Here is a 16,363-nt window from a genome sequence, read left to right on the forward strand (position 1 = left end):
CCCGGGCACGCCCCTTCCGGCGGTCGCGGGCGCTTCCCCAGACCGGACAGTAATGAGCGAGAACGGCGAGAACGAAAACGAGTTGGTCGAGAACGGCTCGGCCGGCGGTCCGCGGGTCCTCGAACGGCTCCTCGAAGACGAGATGCGCGATTCGTTCATCGACTACTCGATGAGCGTCATCGTCCAGAGGGCCCTTCCGGACGTTCGCGACGGGCTGAAGCCGGTCCACCGCCGCATCCTGTACGCGATGTCGGATCTGGGCCTGGGCCCCGGGCGCCCCCACAAGAAGAGCGCGACGGTGGTCGGTGAGGTGCTCGGCAAGTACCACCCCCACGGAGACTCGGCGGTCTACGACTCGCTCGTCCGCATGGTGCAGGAGTTCTCCCTGCGGTACCCGCTCATCGATGGCCAGGGGAACTTCGGGTCCATCGACGGAGACTCCGCAGCCGCCTACCGCTATACGGAAGCTCGCCTGACCCGGTTGGCGACCGAGCTGCTGGAGGACATCGAGAAGCGTACGGTCACCTTCGCGCCGAACTTCGACGGACGGCTGGAGGAGCCGACGGTTCTGCCCTCCAAGGCGCCCAACCTGCTCATCAACGGCAGCTCGGGCATCGCGGTGGGCATGGCCACCAACATCCCACCCCACAACCTCCGCGAGGTCGTGGCCGCCACCACCGCCCTCATCGACAATCCGGAGCTTCCCCACGCCGAGCTCCTGCGCCTGATTCCCGGCCCCGATTTCCCCACCGGGGGGATCATCATGGGCCGGCGCGGCATCCAGGAGGCGTACTCGGAGGGTCGCGGGCGCATCGTGATCCGCGCGCGGGTCGGCAAGGAGGAGACACCGCAGGGGCGGGAGCGGATCATCATCACCGAAGTCCCCTTCATGGTGAACAAGTCGCGCCTGGTGGAGCAGATCGCCCAGTTGGTGCGCGACAAGCGGATCGAAGGCATCGCCGATCTGCGCGACGAATCGGATCGCGACGGCATTCGTGTGGTGGTGGAGCTCAAGCGCGACGCCATCTACGACATCGTGCTGAACAAGCTGTTCAAGCACACCCAGATGCAGTCCACGTTCGGGACCATCCTGCTGGCGCTGGTGGACGGCGTGCCCAAGGTCATGGGGCTGCGCGAGATCCTGCTCCACTTCATCGACCACCGTCACGAAGTCGTGGTGCGACGGACCGAGCACGATCTGGAGAAGGCCAAGGATCGGGAGCACATCCTGGAAGGCCTCAAGATCGCCGTCGACAACATCGACGAGGTCGTGGCCATCATCCGGGCATCGCAGGATACGGAGCAGGCAGCGGCGCGGCTGCAGGAGCGGTTCGGGCTTTCCGAGCGGCAAGCGGCGGCGATCCTGGACATGCGCCTGGCGCGCCTGACGGGCCTGGAGATGGAGAAGCTGGACCAGGAGTTGGTCGAGGTCCGGACGCAGATCGCCGAGCTCGAGCGCATCCTGGGAAGCCGCGACGTGCGCATGGGGCTGATCAAGGACGAACTGGCCGACGTGGCCAAGCGCTTCGGCGACGATCGGCGTACCGAGATCACCGACTGGGTCGGCGATCTGGACATGGAGGACCTGATCGCCGATGAGGAAATGGTGATCACGGTCACGCGTCAGGGCTACATCAAGCGCCTGCCTATCGACACCTATCGAGCCCAACGCCGAGGTGGGCGCGGTCTGCAGGGCATGGGCACCAAGGAGGAGGACTGGGTCGAGCATCTGTTCGTCGGCTCCAGTCACGACTACCTGATGGTGTTCACCCGTGCGGGCCAGTGCTACTGGATCAAGGTGTGGCAGCTCCCCGAGGCGGGGCGCCACTCCCGTGGCAAACCCATCGTCAACCTGCTGGAGATGCGGGACGACGAGGCCATCGCCGCGGTGGTTCCCGTGCGAGACTTCAGCGACGATCGCTACCTGTTCTTCTGCACGCGCAACGGTCAGATCAAGAAGACCGCGCTTTCGGCGTACGGGAATGTGCGGGCCGTGGGTCTCAACGCCATGAACGTGCGTGAGGGCGACGAGCTGATCGACGTGCACATCACGTCCGGAGAGGACCAGATCATTCTGGCCACGAGGGACGGGATGGCCATTCGTTTCGACGAGCAGGACACCCGACCCATGGGCCGCGCGACCGAAGGCGTGCGCGGCATCGCCCTCCGTGACGACGACCGCGTCGTCGGCATGGTGGTGGTGTCCAAGGGCGCAGAGGAACCCACGTTGCTCGTGGCGACCGAGAGCGGCATGGGCAAGCGCAGCAGCGTCGACGAATACCGGCTGCAGGGCCGCGGCGGATATGGTGTGATCAACATCAAGACCTCGACCAAGACGGGGAAGGTGGTCTCCATCAAGGCCGTGGAGCCCGGGAATCAGGTGATGATCATCACCCGGGGCGGCGTGGTGAACCGTCAGCGCGTGGACGAGATCCGCGTCATCGGCCGGGCCACCCAGGGGGTCCGACTCGTCAACCTGGACGAGGGAGACTCCGTGGTGGATGTGGCTCGTCTGGTCGTGGAGGACGAAGACGAGGACGAAGCGGGCGGTGAGTTGGCGGAGGGCATGGAGGTGACTGCCGAGGCGCCGGCCGCGGAGGGTGAAGCCTCCGGGTCCCCGGAGACGGAGGAGGAATGACGTCCGAGACCAGCGTGCTGGTCGGCTTGGAGGACGTGCGGGCCGCCGCGGAGCGTCTGAGGGGGGTGGTCGAACGCACGCCGCTTCTGCATTCGGAGACCCTGTCCGAAGAGGTCGGGGCAGAAGTGCGCTTGAAGTGCGAGTCCCTGCAGCGGGCCGGCGCCTTCAAGATCCGCGGTGCCTACAACTTCCTCTCCAAGCTCTCCACGGAGGAACTGCAGCGCGGGGTGATCACCTACTCCTCGGGGAATCACGCGCAGGCGGTGGCGCTGGCCGCCCGACTTCTGGGTACGCGCGCCGTGGTCGTGATGCCGATCACCGCTCCTGCCATCAAGCGCACCGGCGCAGCCCGCCTGGGGGCAGAGGTGATCCTGGAAGGCACCACCTCCCTGGAGCGGCGCGACCGGGCCCTGCAGATCCAAGCCGAGCAGGATCTCACCATGGTGCCTCCCTTCGACCATCCCGACATCATCGCCGGGCAGGGCACGGTAGGGCTGGAGATCGTCGAGGAATGGCCGGACGTCGATGTGGTGCTCGTCTGTGTGGGAGGAGGAGGCCTGGCCTCCGGGTGCGGGGTGTCCCTGCGTGCCCTCAAGCCCGAGGCGACGCTCTATGCGGTGGAGCCCACGGGGGCCGCGGCGCTCCGTGCCGCGCTGGATGCGGGTGAGCCGGTCACCCTCCCACGGATCGATACGATCGCGGACGGGCTGGCTCCCGTTCGGGCCGGAGATCTGACCTTCCGTCACATCCGAGCCCTGTATGACGACGTGGTCCTGGTGGAGGACCACGAGATCCGGGCTGCGGCCTCGGTCTTGCTGACCCGAGTCAAGCTGGTGGTGGAGTTTTCTGGGGCCGCGGGCGTGGCTGCGCTCCGCTCGGGCCGGCTACCCCTCGCCGGACGGCGTGTCGCCGTGGTCCTGAGCGGCGGCAACCTCGATCCCTCGCTGCTGTCCCAGCTCTCCTGAGACTCTCGAGCGCTCCGGCGCGGCACGTCCCTTCGTGCCGCTCCGGGCAGGGACAGACCCTTGAAGCACGGTTGCATCACCGACGTTCCGGGCATCCGGGTCGGACACGCCGAAGTCGCGGGTGGCGGGTCCGGATGCACCGTCATCCTGGGGCCCTTCCGGGGCGCGGTGGAGGTCACGGGGATGGCCACCGGGAGCCGGGAGCTGGACGCCCTGTCCCCCCAACATCTGGTGCCGCACGCGGACGCCGTGGTGTTGACCGGCGGATCGGCCTTCGGACTCGCGGCTGCCGACGGCGTCATGCGTTGGTTGGAGGCCAAGGGTCGAGGATTCCTGGTCCGTGATCAACGTGTCCCCATCGTACCGGCTGCTGTGATCTTCGACCTCAAGCGCGGCGTGCCGCGACCCGACGCTGCATTGGGCGCCAAGGCCTGCGAGGCGGCCAGCGACGGCCCGGTCGCCATTGGTGCCGTGGGCGCCGGCGCGGGGGCGAGCATCGGCAAGATCGCGGGCCCGGAACACGCCATGCGCTCCGGCCTCGGCACGGCCTCACGAAAAGTGGGCGGCATCACCGTCGGGGCGCTGACCGTGGTCAATGCCTTCGGAGACGTGCTGGACGCTTGGGGAGGCGTGCTGGGCGGCGCTCGCGGGCCACAGGGGGTGTTCCTCAATACCGCCCGCGAGCTCCAGGACCGCCTGGCGGACGGGGACCTGAGCGCCGGCATGGGCGCGGGAGAGAGCACGACGCTTTCCGTCGTCGCCACAGACGCCCCGCTCTCCAGGGTCGCCCTGCAGCGCCTGGCACGCATGGCGGCGACAGCGCTACCGCGCCGCATCTCTCCCGTGAACACGCCGTTCGACGGCGACCTCACCTTCGCGCTTTCGACCGGTGAGGTCGCGGGGAACTTCCCGGCCCCGGCGCTCGTTGCCCTGGGCGCGGCGGCGCGCGATTGTCTGGAGAGCGCGATCGAGATCGCCGTGACTTCCGTGGGGTGAGGCGCCGTTGCGTACGCTGGTCCTCTTCGACATCGATGGAACGCTCGTCCGCGGCGGACCCGCCAAGGACGCGTTTCGAAATGCCCTGCTGCGGGTCTACGGCACCACCGGGCCGATCGAAACCCACTCCTTCGCCGGCAAGACCGATCCGCAGATCGCTCGTGAGTTGATGGTGGGCGCCGGGATCGACGAGCAGGACGTCGATCGTGGACTGCCCTCCCTCTGGGAGGACTACCTCGACGGGTTGGAGGCCGGCCTGATCGGGCGCCCCATGGATCTGCTCGCCGGCGCCCGTGAGCTGGTGGCGCGGCTGTCCCAGGACCCCGAGGTCGCGCTGGGGCTGGTCACCGGCAACGTGGAGCGCGGAGCTTTCCTCAAGCTGCGCTCGGTGGCCCTCGACACACACTTCACCGTTGGGGGCTACGGCTCCGATCACGAGCACCGGAACGAGCTGCCCGCGATCGCCGTGGAGCGCGCCCGCCGACAGTGGGGAAGGGCCTTCGGGCCCGACGCCGTGGTCGTGGTGGGGGATACGCCGAGGGACGTGGAGTGTGGCCGTTGGTTCGGAGCCCGAACCGTCGCCGTCAGCACAGGAAACTTCACCGCCGAGGAGCTGGCCTCCTCCGGCGCCGACGCCGTGCTCGAGAGCTTCGCGGACATCGAGACCTCGTCCAGGGCGGTGGTCGGCCGCTAGGCCGCCGCGCGCTCGCCCGCTAGGGAGCAGCGCGCTCGCCCGCTGGGCAACGCCGAGGGCGTCCCCGTCGTAGTGGAAGCGGGCCCGGACCTCGGTTGCCGGCGACGGGGTCCTGCGGACACCTTTAGCGCTTCGGTGGGACCAGGGTGCGGGCTCGAGGCCCGACCCTCCAGAGCAAACCCAGGAGCACAAGGCAGTGGCAAGAGCACAACAGGGTGGGATGAACCGCTTCTACGCGATCCTGGCGGTGGTGGCCGTGGCCGGCATCGGCCTGCTCGTCTACCAGGTAGGTGTGAAGGGGCAGGCCGCGTCGGCCCCGGTCGAGGTACCGGGACTGGATGACCAAGCCAACCTGATCCAGATGGCCCAGGGCATGGTACTGGGCAACCCGGACGCCCCCATCACCATCTGGGAGTTCGGCGACTTCCAGTGTCCCTCCTGCCGCATCTGGTTCCAGCAGGTGAAGAACCTGGTGGAGGTCAACTTCATCCAGAACGGGAAGGCCAAGTTCGTCTACTACGACTGGCCCATCATCCAAGCTCATCCCAATGCCTTCCTGGCGGCGCGGGCCTCACGCTGTGCCGCGGAGCAGGACATCTACTGGGAGTACCACCGGTCTCTGTTCGACAACCAGGGCGTGTGGTCGAACCTGGCTTCTCCCATCGGTCAGTTCACCAGTTTCGCGGAAGCGCTGGGAGCGGACGGGGGCGATTTCGAGTCCTGCCTGAACAGCGAGAAGTACGCGGATGTGATCACCGCCGAGATGCGGCTCGGTCAGGAACTCGGCGTGGGCGGGACGCCCACCATCCTGGTCAGCGCCGGCGGCGGTAAGGCGGTTCGTCCGGGATCCCTGGACTACGCCGGCATTGCGGCGGTCATCGAGGAGCTGTCGCCGGAGTCATGAACGAACCGCCCAGGAATCGCATGGCCATCGCCGTGCTCGCCCTGGTCGGTCTCTTCGTCGCGCTCTACCTGCTCGCGCATAACCTGGGCCTGACGGGACCCATCCAGTGCGGTGTCGGGGACTGCGCGACGGTGCAGGCCAGCGAGTACGCAAAGGTCGCCGGGATTCCCGTTTCGGGGATCGGCGTGCTCGGGTACATAGCGTTGCTGGTGACGGCCCTCCTGGGCGTGCAACCGGGCGTCATGGAGCGTCCCTGGGTGGCGCGCGCCCTGTTGGGGGGCAGTCTGTTCGGTGTCGTGTTCTCGGCGTGGCTGACCTACCTGGAGGCATTCGTCATCCATGCCTGGTGTCAGTGGTGCGTGATCTCCGCGATCATCATCACCCTGATCTTCCTGAGCGCATTGCCCGAGGCGCGGCGGCTCACCAGAAGGACTCCTTGAGCGCTCGCTCGAGGTCCCACTCCTTGACCACACCGGGTGGCCACGTTCCTTCGTTCGCGGCCGCCCGGATGCGCTCCACTTCCAGTAGAGCACGCTCCGCGACATCCCGTGCCATGTGCCCCCGCTGCACCGCCTCCAGGAACTGATCCTCGTCCAGTACGGTGACCTGGCCCTCCGGGGACATCCAGACGTCGAGAAAGAGGTCGGTCGTCGTCCACTCGCTGCCCGTCCCGAAATCGGCGGGCGTGAGGATGTTGGCGTAGAAGCCCGCGAACGAATGGTCGGTCAGGTAGAACCGGCCGATGTCGTGCCAGCTACCGGGGAAGGTGAACCACACCACGTCGGACCCAGGCTCCATCGCCAACTGGCCGCGCACGCGCTTGGGCGGTACGTCGATCTCCTCGGCGAGGGTGATCTTCACTTCGTCGCCGTCGTAGACGAGGCGTTGCTCGTACACCTGCTCATGATCGGGCAAGCGCAGGTAGTGGATGCGAACCATGTCGGAGTCCGACATGCACTCCCTCCCAGGGAAGCTCTACACGAGTGGGGCGCTCCGCGCTCGGCATACCCGCTGGGGCGGCAGGCGCGGAACCGGTCGTTCGGGCGGGGGGAGGAACCGAACAACGGTTAGTTAATCGCTTCAGCGCCCTGCGTCAACGAAGTGCTGGGCTGCTGAAAAAGCGAAGCCGGAGTCCGCACGGGGCGGGCTCCGGCTTTCGTCTTCATGGTCTCGGAGAGGAAGCCTCCCCGATCCAGGCGCGCTTCAGCTAGCGGCGTCCTTGAGCTTCTTCAGCGGACGCACCTTCACCTTGACCGACGCGGGCTTGGCAGCGAACCACTGCTCTTCCTTCGTGAAGGGATTGATGCCCTTGCGACGTGGCTTGGCGGCAACGTCGGTCACCTTCACCTGGAACAGCCCGGGCCAACGGAAAGAACGGGCGCCCTTCTTGTGCACCGAACCCGCAACGGCGTCCTCGACAGCACCGAGCACGGCGCGCACGTCCTTGGCCGCAACGCCAGTCGTCGAAGCAATGTGTGCCACGAGACCGGACTTGCTGAGCGACTCCTTGATGGGCTTGGGAGCAGCGGCCCGAGCGGGCGCCTTCTTCGCCGCCTTTTTGGGTGCCTTCTTCGCAGCCTTCTTGGCGGTCTTCTTCGCGGCTTTCTTCATCGCCATGTGGATGTGTTCTCCGGGTCGAGCGTGTGGGTTCCGACGTGGACCGGTCGCTCCGGTCGCGGAACTGTAGGGCAATAGGACCGCTTCGCCAAGCCCCAGGCCCCTATTTTTTCAGGGGTTTCTGCCGCAATCTGTTTCCCCGCCACTGGGTCGCCGGGGGTCGGAGCGCGCAATTCGCAACCCGAGAAGACCCCGTCGGAGGGTGATGCGACCCGCGTGCTGCTTCCCTAGGGGAACGCTGCGTAGAACGTCCGATCCTCGCGCGCGAGCTCGACCAACAGGGGCGCGGGCTCGAACCGGGGGCCGATCCGGCCGGCCAGCTCCTGCAGTCGATCCACGATCGCGCGGGGATGAAGCCGATCGGCGTGACGGAGCAGGCCCCCGCGGAAGGGCGGGAACCCCGTCCCCATGATCATCCCGAGATCCACGTCCCCCGCGCGCCGCACGATCCCATCCTCCAGGATCCGAGCCGCCTCATTGACCATGGTGAGGACCAGTCGGGCCGTGATTTCTCCGTCCTCGTGGGGACGCCGCTCGCCGGGGACGCTGGAGCCGAGGGCGCCGTAGATCTCCGGGTCGACGCCTTTCTCCCGGTCGCCCTCGTAGGCGTAGAACCCCACGCCCCCCTTCCGTCCCAGGCGACCGGATGCTGCCACGGCTTCGAGCACGGGCGAGGGCCGCATGCGTTCTCCGAGCCCCTCGAAGAGCGCGCTCCCGGCATGCCGTGCGATGTCGATGCCGACCTCATCGATGAGGCGGAGCGGGCCCATGGGCATTCCGAAGGCCTTGGCAGCGCGATCGATGCCCTCCACGGACGCCCCCTCCCCGAGCAGGAAGCCTGCCTCATTCAGGTAGGGCCCCAGGATCCGGTTCACCAGGAATCCCGGGCCATCCCGCACCACGACCGGCACCTTCCCCAGACGGACGGCCAGGCGGTAGAGCGTAGCCACCGTGCGGTCGGATGTGGCGGTCCCTCTCACCACCTCGATGAGCGGCATGCGATGGACCGGGTTGAAGAAGTGGAAGCCACCGAAGCGGTCTGGGTGCGCGAGTGCTGCGGCCATCTCGTCGATGGAGAGCGAGGAGGTGTTGGAAGCCAGCACGCTCTCCGCCTTCATGCGCTGCTCCACCTCCGCCAGGACGCTCTTCTTGACGTCCATGCGTTCGACGACCGCCTCCACCACCAGGTCGGCCTGCCCGAACCCGTCGTAGGTGAGGCCACCGGAGATGCGCTCCATGCGCTGCGCCGCATCCCGCCGATCGAGTGAGCGGCGTTTGACGGCCTTCTGGAAGAGCCCATTGGCGTGGTCGAGCGCGTGCGCGACGGCCTCGTGCCGGATGTCCTTGAGCCGGACCTGGATGCCGTTGTAGGCCGCCAGCTGCGCGATGCCGCCCCCCATCACGCCCGCGCCGAGGATGCCCAGGCGCTCGACGGACAGCGGCTCCACCGGGCCCTCCGTGCCCGTCCCTTTGCGGGCGGCCTCACGCAGGTGGAAGACATGGATGAGGTTCTTGCTCACCCCGCTGGCGATCAGCTCGCCGGCGGCGCGGGCCTCGTGCTCCAACGCGTCCGCGAGGGAACGTCCGCGCGAACTGCGCGCCACATCCAGGATGCGAAGCGGCGCCGGGTAGTGCCCTCCGGTCTGGGCCATCACCCGCTTGAGTGCCTGCGAGAAGACGATGGCCGCTCCGGGTCCGTCCAGAATCCGCGTCAGCAGGCCGGGTCGGGGCCGCTCGGGTGCCGGTGCGCCTTCGATCCGCTGCTCCAGGAAACGACGGGCCTCGGCCAGGAAGGGGGCCGCGGGCAGCACGGCATCCACCAGGCCGCGGCGTTGCGCACGCTTGGCGTCCAACGTCTTACCGGTCAGCAGGAGGTCGAGCGCGGCCTGCAGGCCGATCAGGCGTGGCAGTCGGGTAGTGCCGCCCCAGGCGGGAAGGATCCCCAGCTGAACCTCGGGCAATCCGATCTTGGTGCGTTTGTCGTCCGAGGCCACCCGGTAGCGGCAGGCGAGCGAGAGCTCCGTGCCCCCGCCGAGGCAGACGCCGTCGATGGCCACGACGGTCGGGACGGGAAGCAGATGGACGCGCTGGAAGAGTGCCTGACCGAAGCGTGCGGCTTCCTGGCCCGCTGCCGGATCCTCGACGGACGCGATCGCTTCCACATCGGCGCCGGCGATGAAGGTGCCAGGTTTTCCGCTGTAGATCAGCACTCCCCGCAGTGCACCCGAGCGTGCCGATCCCTCCAACTCGTCGAGCACGGAAGCGAAGCCGCGCAGGACGTCCTCGGTGAGGACGTTGTGGGATCGCTCGGGGTCGTCGAAGCGCACCTCGGCCAGGCCGCGACCGTCGATGCTCAGAAAGGGTCCGGAAGCCACGCCTGTGCTGGTCATGTCGGAACCTAGCGCAGTCTCTCGCGAAGAAAAGAAGACCGGCCCCGGGATTCCTCCCCGGGGCCGGTCTTTGTACTGCGCTGGAAACCGAGCGCTACATGTTCGGCCGGCGCTGCGCGTTCGCCGGTGTGAGCGTCACCGTCACCGGGTCTCCGCCCTCGATGGTGAACGGCATGTTCCAGTAGAGCTCCTCGAAGGGGAGCGACTCACGGGCGCTGGCCCACCACTGTCCCTTCTTGAGTTCGGTAGTCAGGCTCCCGTTGGCGTCGGTGGTGTCCGTGACCATCTCGCGGCCGGCCGCGGTGGACTTGGCCAGGAAAACCGCCCCCGCCTCTGCGAAGGCCTCGTCGGCCCACTGCTCGCGCACGAGCCGCACCGAGTCGGCCCGCCGGATCGTGGCCTTCTGGAGCTCGTCGAAGCGAGAGAACGCAGCCTCCATGGCGCGCTGGGCACCCCCCACGCGACGATCCGCCTCCTGGAACTCGTTGTACAGCTGGACGTAGCGGGTCTCGCCCCGGTTCAGTCCCTGCAGCTCCTGGTTGATGCGTGTGAGGTCGTCACGGAGCGTCTGCCATTCGGTCTCGGCGGCTTTCCATTCGTCCTGCGCCGAAGCCACTTCAGCCTGGGCGTCGAGGAGGTCCTGCGGGATGGCAGGTTCGGGCCGCTCGGCCGCTTGTGTCAGGGAATCGAAGACCAGGTCTCGGTCGAACGGATAGAAGCGCACCTCGAGGTTGGCGAGGGGTCGGTTGACCGTGCCTTGCTCAGGATCCTCGACCTCGGTTTCAGCCGTCAGCACCACCTGGGTGGGCCCACAGGCCGCCACCGTCAGGGCCAGCAGAGCGGCGGGGAAAAGCTTCCGCACCATTAGCGATCTCCATGCTCCGGTTCCGGGAAACAGGGTGGCGAAGGTATCAGTGGCCCGGAAGGGGATCAAGGAGAGGCCCGCGCCGCCCGTGGCGGGTCCCGAAGCGAGGAGTGGGGTCAGGACTGGCCCAGAACCGGGCCGTAAACCAGCACACGGGCGGGTCCCACCGCGTCTCTCAGGGCGCGCAGGGAGCCCGCCTCCAGGTGGGCCGTCTCGGCCAGGGGGTCCCTGGGGGCGTGCCCGGCGGCCAGGTCCCTGGCGATCCGCTCGGCGGCTCGCTCGGGGCTGGCCTCCCGGGTGAGCCAGGCGTTGCGGAAGCGGCGCCGGAGCCAGGAGAATTGGCGCTCGTCCGTCCAGGCCTCGAGATCCTCCAGGCGAACGGCGTCCTCGAGGCGGGCGGCCCAGCGCTCGGCGGCTTCCGGCGCTACCGCGGCGGTGACGGACAGGACAGGCCCTTCCGGCGTTCGCAGGACCTCGACGTCCGCCGAGTAGATGCCGGGGTCGGGCGGCGTGGGAGAGAGGATCTCCTCCAGGTGGTGCACCAGCAGGTCCACCGCCGTGGGATCGAGATCCGCCCGAACCGGAGCGTCCACCGTGACCCAGGCGTGGGTGATCGAACGTTCCAGCCGTTCGTGACGGGCGTCGTCCCACGCCCAGCGGACCGCGGAGGCCGACGGGGGCGCCGATCGCACCGGGCCCTGGGCGAGATCCGTGGCCGGAAGCGCGAGGCCGGGAGGGGTCACCGCCACGAAGGTGATCTGCGCGCGATCGAGTCTGGCGATCCAACGCTCGAGCGTCGCGGCCTCGAGGGCCTCGACCTCTTCGAGTCGACCCTGCAGCGTCCCTCCCCAACGGCGGTCGTACATCAGAGAGGAGCGTTCTTCCTCGAAGGTGAAGACCGGCGCGCCTCGCTCGAAGCGGAGTTGGCGCGCGAGGTCGGCCTTCACGCGCTCGAAGTCCTCGAGGTCGAAGCGCCGCTGCCCAACGGCCTCTTCCACCTGCCGCAGATCGCGAGCCGCGCTCTCAGGCGGGCTCAACAAGGTGACCACCGTCTCGAACCGTCGAACAGAAACGCGCACGGTGGCGGCCGAGAACCGGAGCCGCCTGCTCAGCTCCGCCTCGAGCAGACGCCCATAGACCCAGGCGGTTCCGCTCCCGCCCGCAGGATCGGACGCGGCCCCCGCGGGGAGGACGGCCGCTGCGCCCAGAAGCGGCGCAGTGCCCTGGATCCGTAGGTGGATTCCGGGTGCCGCGACCAGGGCGCTGTCGCTGGGCTCTGTGCGGGGTGGAAGCGAGTCCGTTTGCAGAGCCACCAGAAGCAGCGCGGCGCCGAGGGACCCGGTCATTGGGATCCCAACTCGGCCCGCACGGGCGGAGTGGCCAGGAGAGCGTCGAAATACTCGATCATCGTCTGGCGGTCGATGCGCACGAGGATCCCGAGGTAGCTCTCGGCATCGCTGCCCCGCCCATCAGACTCTTCGAAGCCACCCACCAGCTCGGCCACGCCCTCCGGCGTGGCGCTCCGTCGCACCCAGCTCCTGCGAATCTCCAGCGCCACGTCGGTGACGTCGCCCTCCGTGATGCGGTCGCGGGTGTTGGTGATGAGGGTCTCCACCGCTCGGCGGAGACGGGGTGCGCTCTGACGGTAGGCGCCGCCCAGGATCACGAGTGCGGTCGTGCAGCCGGCGTCCACCAACTCCAGGGTGAGCTCGACGCCTGAGTCCATGCGGCCGATCTGGCGCCCCAGCAGCCGGGCGGCCACGGCACCCCGGGGATCGGCCGCCGAGCCGGCGGGCCGCGACTCTCCATACCACTGCCGCAGAACCTGGGGGCGCCCCGGCTGGTTCGGCTGGGCGGTGCCTGCGTAGAGGCGGCCCGGTCGAGGTTGCATGAGGTCGTTCCCATCCGCTCGGGGAAGGGCGGCGAGGATCACCTCGATGGGAAGGTCACCCACCACCACCAGCTGGGTGGCGGCGGGCGTCTGGTGCGTCCGTTCCCATAGCGGCTGCAGGCTGGACCCGTCGAGCTCGGCCAGGGTCGCCCGCGTTCCGTGGATCGGGGGGGACCCGGGACAGACGGATCCGGCAAGGCGCGACGCGAGGTTGCGCTCCGCCGATTCGAGGTCGCGATCGATCTGCTCGAGCGCGGAAGCGCGCGCTCGCCGGGTCAGAACCGGGTCCGACTCGGGCGGGCCCATCGCCACTCTCAGAACGTCGAAGAGATGGTCGAGATCGAGCCGGGATCCGGCCACGGAGTAGGCGATTCCCGCTGGCGTCCGGCGCACCGTCAGCGTCGCGCCCAACCGCTCCCCGTACGACTCCGCCCTACGCTGCGCGAGGAGAGCCAGGACGCGGCCGGCTCCAGCCTGCGCTTCCTCTTCGTGCACGGGAACGAACCAACGCAACGCCACCCGGGGGTCCTCGGGACGCCGTATCAGCGTGATCCGGGGATGGTCGGGGAGCACGACGACCGTATCGGCCCTCAGCCAGGGGGCCGGGTCGTGCTGCAACATCAGCGCGAGTGCGAGCAGTACCGGTTTGGCGACCATGTCGGAAGCAAGAACGGGCGCCCTCCAAGAAGGCGCCCGTCCCGGAACAGCGGTGTGCGAGGCGACCCTAGGGGATCGCGTCCATCACGTAGTCCATCGGGTTCACGGGCGTCCCGTTGACGCGCACTTCGTAGTGCAAATGTGACGCCGTCGCGAGCCCCGTGTTCCCCACCAGGGCGATGACGTCACCACGCGAGACGGTCTGGCCCTTGCGCACGAGCAGCTCGGAGGCGTGCCCGTAGCGGGTTTCGTATCCGTACCCGTGGTTGATCACCACCACCAACCCGTACCCGGTCATGCGGCCGGCGAATTCGACCACGCCGTTGGCGGCGGCCGTGATGGGGCTGCCCTTGGGCGCGACCAGGTCCACCCCCTTGTGGGGCAGCACCTCATTGTGGATCGGGTGGCGTCGCGCCTTGGAGAAGCTCGAGGACACCATGCCATCGGCGGGCAGGATCGAGGGCACGGACTGCAGCAGGTCATGATACGCCTGCAGGGAGTCGGTGGCCTGCGAAAGGCTCTCGCTCAGAAGTCGGGCTCGGCGCTCCAGGGCGTTCAGATCGTAGGAGACCGTGAACAACTCCTTGCTCGCGGTCGAGTCGGCGCTCCAGAGCGGATGCGAGGCTGGATCGCTGGTGCCGGGGCCCCCGACGCCCACCTCGAGCACTTCCGCGTCGATGGGGTCGAGACCGGCGAGCAGGCGGTACTCCTGGTCCTGGCTGGCCAGGCGCAGGAGCTCCGAATCCAAAGAGGAAACCTGCGCTCGGATGGAGCTCAGCTCGGCTTCGAGAAGGGAGTTGGTGCGGGCCAGTTGGGAAGCTCGGACCCAGGCGGCTCCGCCCAGCCCGTTGAGGCCGAGCAACACCGCCAGCACCACCAACAGCGAACCCAGACCCCCAGCGATCCACCGGAGCTTGCGCTCGGAAAGGCTGAACTGACGGACAGAGGTGTCCTCCCCTGCGACGAACAGGATTGTCCACTTCTTTCCGCGCATTCCAACCCTCCGGCCCCGGTCGCTTGTCTGCGGCAACTGGCAAACGTACCCGCCTCGGCAGGGGACGGTCAAGCAAGTACTGCACCCCGCCGGCCCATCTGCGGAGGCCCGGCCACGTGGCGTCCGCGCTACGCGAGAGGGCTCATGGGAGTCGCCCGCCGGCCCCCCTGGGGAGGCCGCTCCCGGACTCGAGCCGCGTGGGCCCTCAGCGCTTGGGGAAGAGGGCCTCGCCCTTCCGGACGCGCGTTCCCTCCCGGGCCCGGGCGCCCGCCTCCTCGAGGGTCGGGACCCGCTCCAACCCCAGTTGCCCCACCAGGAGGGACATCTTTTCCGGCATGACCGGCTCCAGAAGCGCCGCCAGCCAGACGAGCACCGCGTGCAAGCTGGCCAGGGTCTCGTCGAGCGGGGCTGGGTCCTCCGACTTGGCCTGTGCCCAAGGCTGACGCTCCTCGACGTACACGTTCGCCGTGCGCGCCAACTCCATGGCCACCCCCAGGGCGTCATGCACACGCAGGGTCTCGAAAGCCTCCCGGTAGCGGGCCACGGTCTCGGCGGTGTCGGCCGCCAGACCGATCGCCGGAGCCGAGGGAACGGCCCCCTGTCGGTAGCGCTCGATCATCGAGGTCACGCGCGAGGCCAGATTCCCGAGGACGTTGGCCAGCTCCTCATAGCGCATCAGGAACCGGTCTTCCGTGAACGAGGCGTCCTGGCCTACGGTCATCTCGCGGAGCAGGTACCAGCGCACCGCATCGGTCCCGTACTCGTCACGCAGCTCGAGCGGATCGATCACATTCCCCAGCGACTTCGACATCTTCCGGCCGCCGGCTACCCACCATCCGTGAGCCAGGATCTGCTGCGGCAGCGGAAGATCCGCGGCCATCAGGAGAGTGGGCCAGTAGACGGAATGGGTGGTCAGGATGTCCTTCCCCACGATGTGCAACTGACAGGGCCACCAGGAGTCGTGCGTGGTGTCGCCGAACCCCTGCTGCCCCTCCTCCGCCAGCGGCCGGATCCGTCCGGAACCCGTGACGTAGTTGAAGAGCGCATCGACCCAGACGTACGCGACGTGCTCGTCGTCGAAGGGGAGTGTGATGCCCCACTGCAGGCGGGACTTCGGTCGGGACACCGAGAGGTCCTCGAGGGGGCCCTTGAGAAAGCCCAGGATCTCGTTTCGGCGTGAGGCCGGCACGATCCATTCGGGGTTCTCTTCGATGTGGCGGATGAGCCGCTCCTGGTACGCGCTCATCCGGAAGAAGTAGTTCTTCTCTTCGATCAGCCGGGTGGGTCGTCCACAGTCGGGGCAGGTGTGATCCGGCCCCAGGTCCTTCTCCGTCCAGTAGCGCTCCTCGTGGATGCAGTACCAGCCCCGGTAGTCGGCGGCGTAGATCTCACCTTTCTCGTAGAGTCGGCGGTACACCGCCTCCACCACCGCGATGTGCTCGGGCTCGGTGGTCCGGATGAAGCGGTCGAACGAGACACCCAGTCGCTCCCAGGCGGCCCGGAAGCGAGCGGCCATGTCCTCGGCCAGCTCGAGCGGGGTGATGCCGCGGCGCACGGCCTCTTCCTGCATCTTCTGCCCGTGTTCGTCCGTGCCTGTGAGGAAGAGCACGTCGCGGCCCGCTTGCCGGTGATAGCGCGCCAACGCATCGGCGAGCAGCGTGGTGTACGCGTGCCCGATGTGCGGATCGCCCGAGGCGTAGTAGATGGGCGTGGTCAGGAAGAAGCGATCATTCACAATGTAAGATCCCGGGT

Annotated in this window: 14 protein-coding genes; 6 read left to right on the forward strand and 8 right to left on the reverse strand. The window is 68.1% G+C overall.

The annotated features are described in order from the left end of the window. Positions 1–52: 52 nt before the first annotated feature. The 6 genes from gyrA to R3E10_11015 all read left to right on the forward strand — a co-directional run bounded on the left by gyrA (position 53) and on the right by R3E10_11015 (position 6,637). Positions 53–2,638, forward strand: a complete 2,586-nt coding sequence (gyrA, locus tag R3E10_10990) for a DNA gyrase subunit A (protein MEZ4416259.1) — start codon at positions 53–55, stop codon at positions 2,636–2,638. After that, on the forward strand, positions 2,635–3,603 hold the full coding sequence (locus R3E10_10995) for a threonine/serine dehydratase (GenBank protein ID MEZ4416260.1): 969 nt from the start codon (positions 2,635–2,637) through the stop codon (positions 3,601–3,603). Before gyrA ends, R3E10_10995 begins: the two co-directional genes overlap by 4 nt. A 60-nt stretch (positions 3,604–3,663) precedes the next feature. Beyond that, positions 3,664–4,599, forward strand: a complete 936-nt coding sequence (locus R3E10_11000; protein ID MEZ4416261.1) for a P1 family peptidase — start codon at positions 3,664–3,666, stop codon at positions 4,597–4,599. A 7-nt stretch (positions 4,600–4,606) separates the two neighbouring features. Continuing rightward, positions 4,607–5,293, forward strand: coding sequence for a haloacid dehalogenase-like hydrolase (locus R3E10_11005; GenBank protein ID MEZ4416262.1), 687 nt, complete (start codon positions 4,607–4,609; stop codon positions 5,291–5,293). A 196-nt stretch (positions 5,294–5,489) separates the two neighbouring features. Next, positions 5,490–6,197, forward strand: coding sequence for a DsbA family protein (locus R3E10_11010; protein MEZ4416263.1), 708 nt, complete (start codon positions 5,490–5,492; stop codon positions 6,195–6,197). After that, on the forward strand, positions 6,194–6,637 hold the full coding sequence (locus tag R3E10_11015) for a vitamin K epoxide reductase family protein (GenBank protein ID MEZ4416264.1): 444 nt from the start codon (positions 6,194–6,196) through the stop codon (positions 6,635–6,637). The genes R3E10_11010 and R3E10_11015 overlap by 4 nt, the downstream gene beginning before the upstream one ends. Here R3E10_11015 and R3E10_11020 read toward each other — a convergent pair. The 8 genes from R3E10_11020 to metG all read right to left on the reverse strand — a co-directional run bounded on the left by R3E10_11020 (position 6,618) and on the right by metG (position 16,346). Then, positions 6,618–7,151 (reverse strand): DUF402 domain-containing protein, encoded by a 534-nt coding sequence (locus tag R3E10_11020; protein MEZ4416265.1) that lies wholly within the window; start codon positions 7,149–7,151, stop codon positions 6,618–6,620. The genes R3E10_11015 and R3E10_11020 overlap by 20 nt on opposite strands. 249 nt (positions 7,152–7,400) lie before the next feature. Beyond that, the gene (locus R3E10_11025) at positions 7,401–7,808 is read right to left on the reverse strand and encodes an HU family DNA-binding protein (GenBank protein MEZ4416266.1); all 408 of its coding nucleotides are present in this window, start codon (positions 7,806–7,808) and stop codon (positions 7,401–7,403) included. A 233-nt stretch (positions 7,809–8,041) separates the two neighbouring features. Then, positions 8,042–10,204 carry a 3-hydroxyacyl-CoA dehydrogenase NAD-binding domain-containing protein gene (locus R3E10_11030; GenBank protein ID MEZ4416267.1) on the reverse strand — a complete coding sequence of 721 codons (2,163 nt, stop codon included), beginning with the start codon at positions 10,202–10,204 and terminating at the stop codon, positions 8,042–8,044. Positions 10,205–10,298: 94 nt separating this feature from the next. After that, positions 10,299–11,069 (reverse strand): hypothetical protein, encoded by a 771-nt coding sequence (locus R3E10_11035; protein ID MEZ4416268.1) that lies wholly within the window; start codon positions 11,067–11,069, stop codon positions 10,299–10,301. Positions 11,070–11,185: 116 nt separating this feature from the next. Then, positions 11,186–12,415 (reverse strand): hypothetical protein, encoded by a 1,230-nt coding sequence (locus R3E10_11040; GenBank protein ID MEZ4416269.1) that lies wholly within the window; start codon positions 12,413–12,415, stop codon positions 11,186–11,188. Further along, positions 12,412–13,617: a hypothetical protein gene (locus tag R3E10_11045; GenBank protein ID MEZ4416270.1), complete on the reverse strand. Its 1,206-nt coding sequence runs from the start codon at positions 13,615–13,617 to the stop codon at positions 12,412–12,414. The genes R3E10_11040 and R3E10_11045 overlap by 4 nt, the downstream gene beginning before the upstream one ends. Before the next feature lie 67 nt (positions 13,618–13,684). Next, entirely contained in the window at positions 13,685–14,611 is a 927-nt protein-coding gene (locus R3E10_11050; protein MEZ4416271.1) for a M23 family metallopeptidase, read from the reverse strand. Positions 14,612–14,816: 205 nt separating this feature from the next. Next, positions 14,817–16,346 (reverse strand): methionine--tRNA ligase, encoded by a 1,530-nt coding sequence (gene metG / locus R3E10_11055; protein MEZ4416272.1) that lies wholly within the window; start codon positions 16,344–16,346, stop codon positions 14,817–14,819. Between the last annotated feature and the right edge of the window lie 17 nt (positions 16,347–16,363).

This window comes from Gemmatimonadota bacterium (genome assembly GCA_041390105.1).
Lineage (GTDB): Bacteria > Gemmatimonadota > Gemmatimonadetes > Longimicrobiales > Gaopeijiaceae > JAGQIF01.

Bases quoted from the DNA above. Each gene is read 5' to 3' on its own strand.
- gyrA (MEZ4416259.1), top strand. From the start codon at position 53: ATGAGCGAGAACGGCGAGAACGAAAACGAGTTGGTCGAGAACGGCTCG.
- R3E10_10995 (MEZ4416260.1), top strand. From the start codon at position 2,635: ATGACGTCCGAGACCAGCGTGCTGGTCGGCTTGGAGGACGTGCGGGCC.
- R3E10_11015 (MEZ4416264.1), top strand. From the start codon at position 6,194: ATGAACGAACCGCCCAGGAATCGCATGGCCATCGCCGTGCTCGCCCTG.
- R3E10_11020 (MEZ4416265.1), bottom strand. From the start codon at position 7,151: ATGTCGGACTCCGACATGGTTCGCATCCACTACCTGCGCTTGCCCGAT.
- R3E10_11025 (MEZ4416266.1), bottom strand. From the start codon at position 7,808: ATGAAGAAAGCCGCGAAGAAGACCGCCAAGAAGGCTGCGAAGAAGGCA.
- R3E10_11030 (MEZ4416267.1), bottom strand. From the start codon at position 10,204: ATGACCAGCACAGGCGTGGCTTCCGGACCCTTTCTGAGCATCGACGGT.
- R3E10_11035 (MEZ4416268.1), bottom strand. From the start codon at position 11,069: ATGGTGCGGAAGCTTTTCCCCGCCGCTCTGCTGGCCCTGACGGTGGCG.
- R3E10_11040 (MEZ4416269.1), bottom strand. From the start codon at position 12,415: ATGACCGGGTCCCTCGGCGCCGCGCTGCTTCTGGTGGCTCTGCAAACG.
- R3E10_11045 (MEZ4416270.1), bottom strand. From the start codon at position 13,617: ATGGTCGCCAAACCGGTACTGCTCGCACTCGCGCTGATGTTGCAGCAC.
- R3E10_11050 (MEZ4416271.1), bottom strand. From the start codon at position 14,611: ATGCGCGGAAAGAAGTGGACAATCCTGTTCGTCGCAGGGGAGGACACC.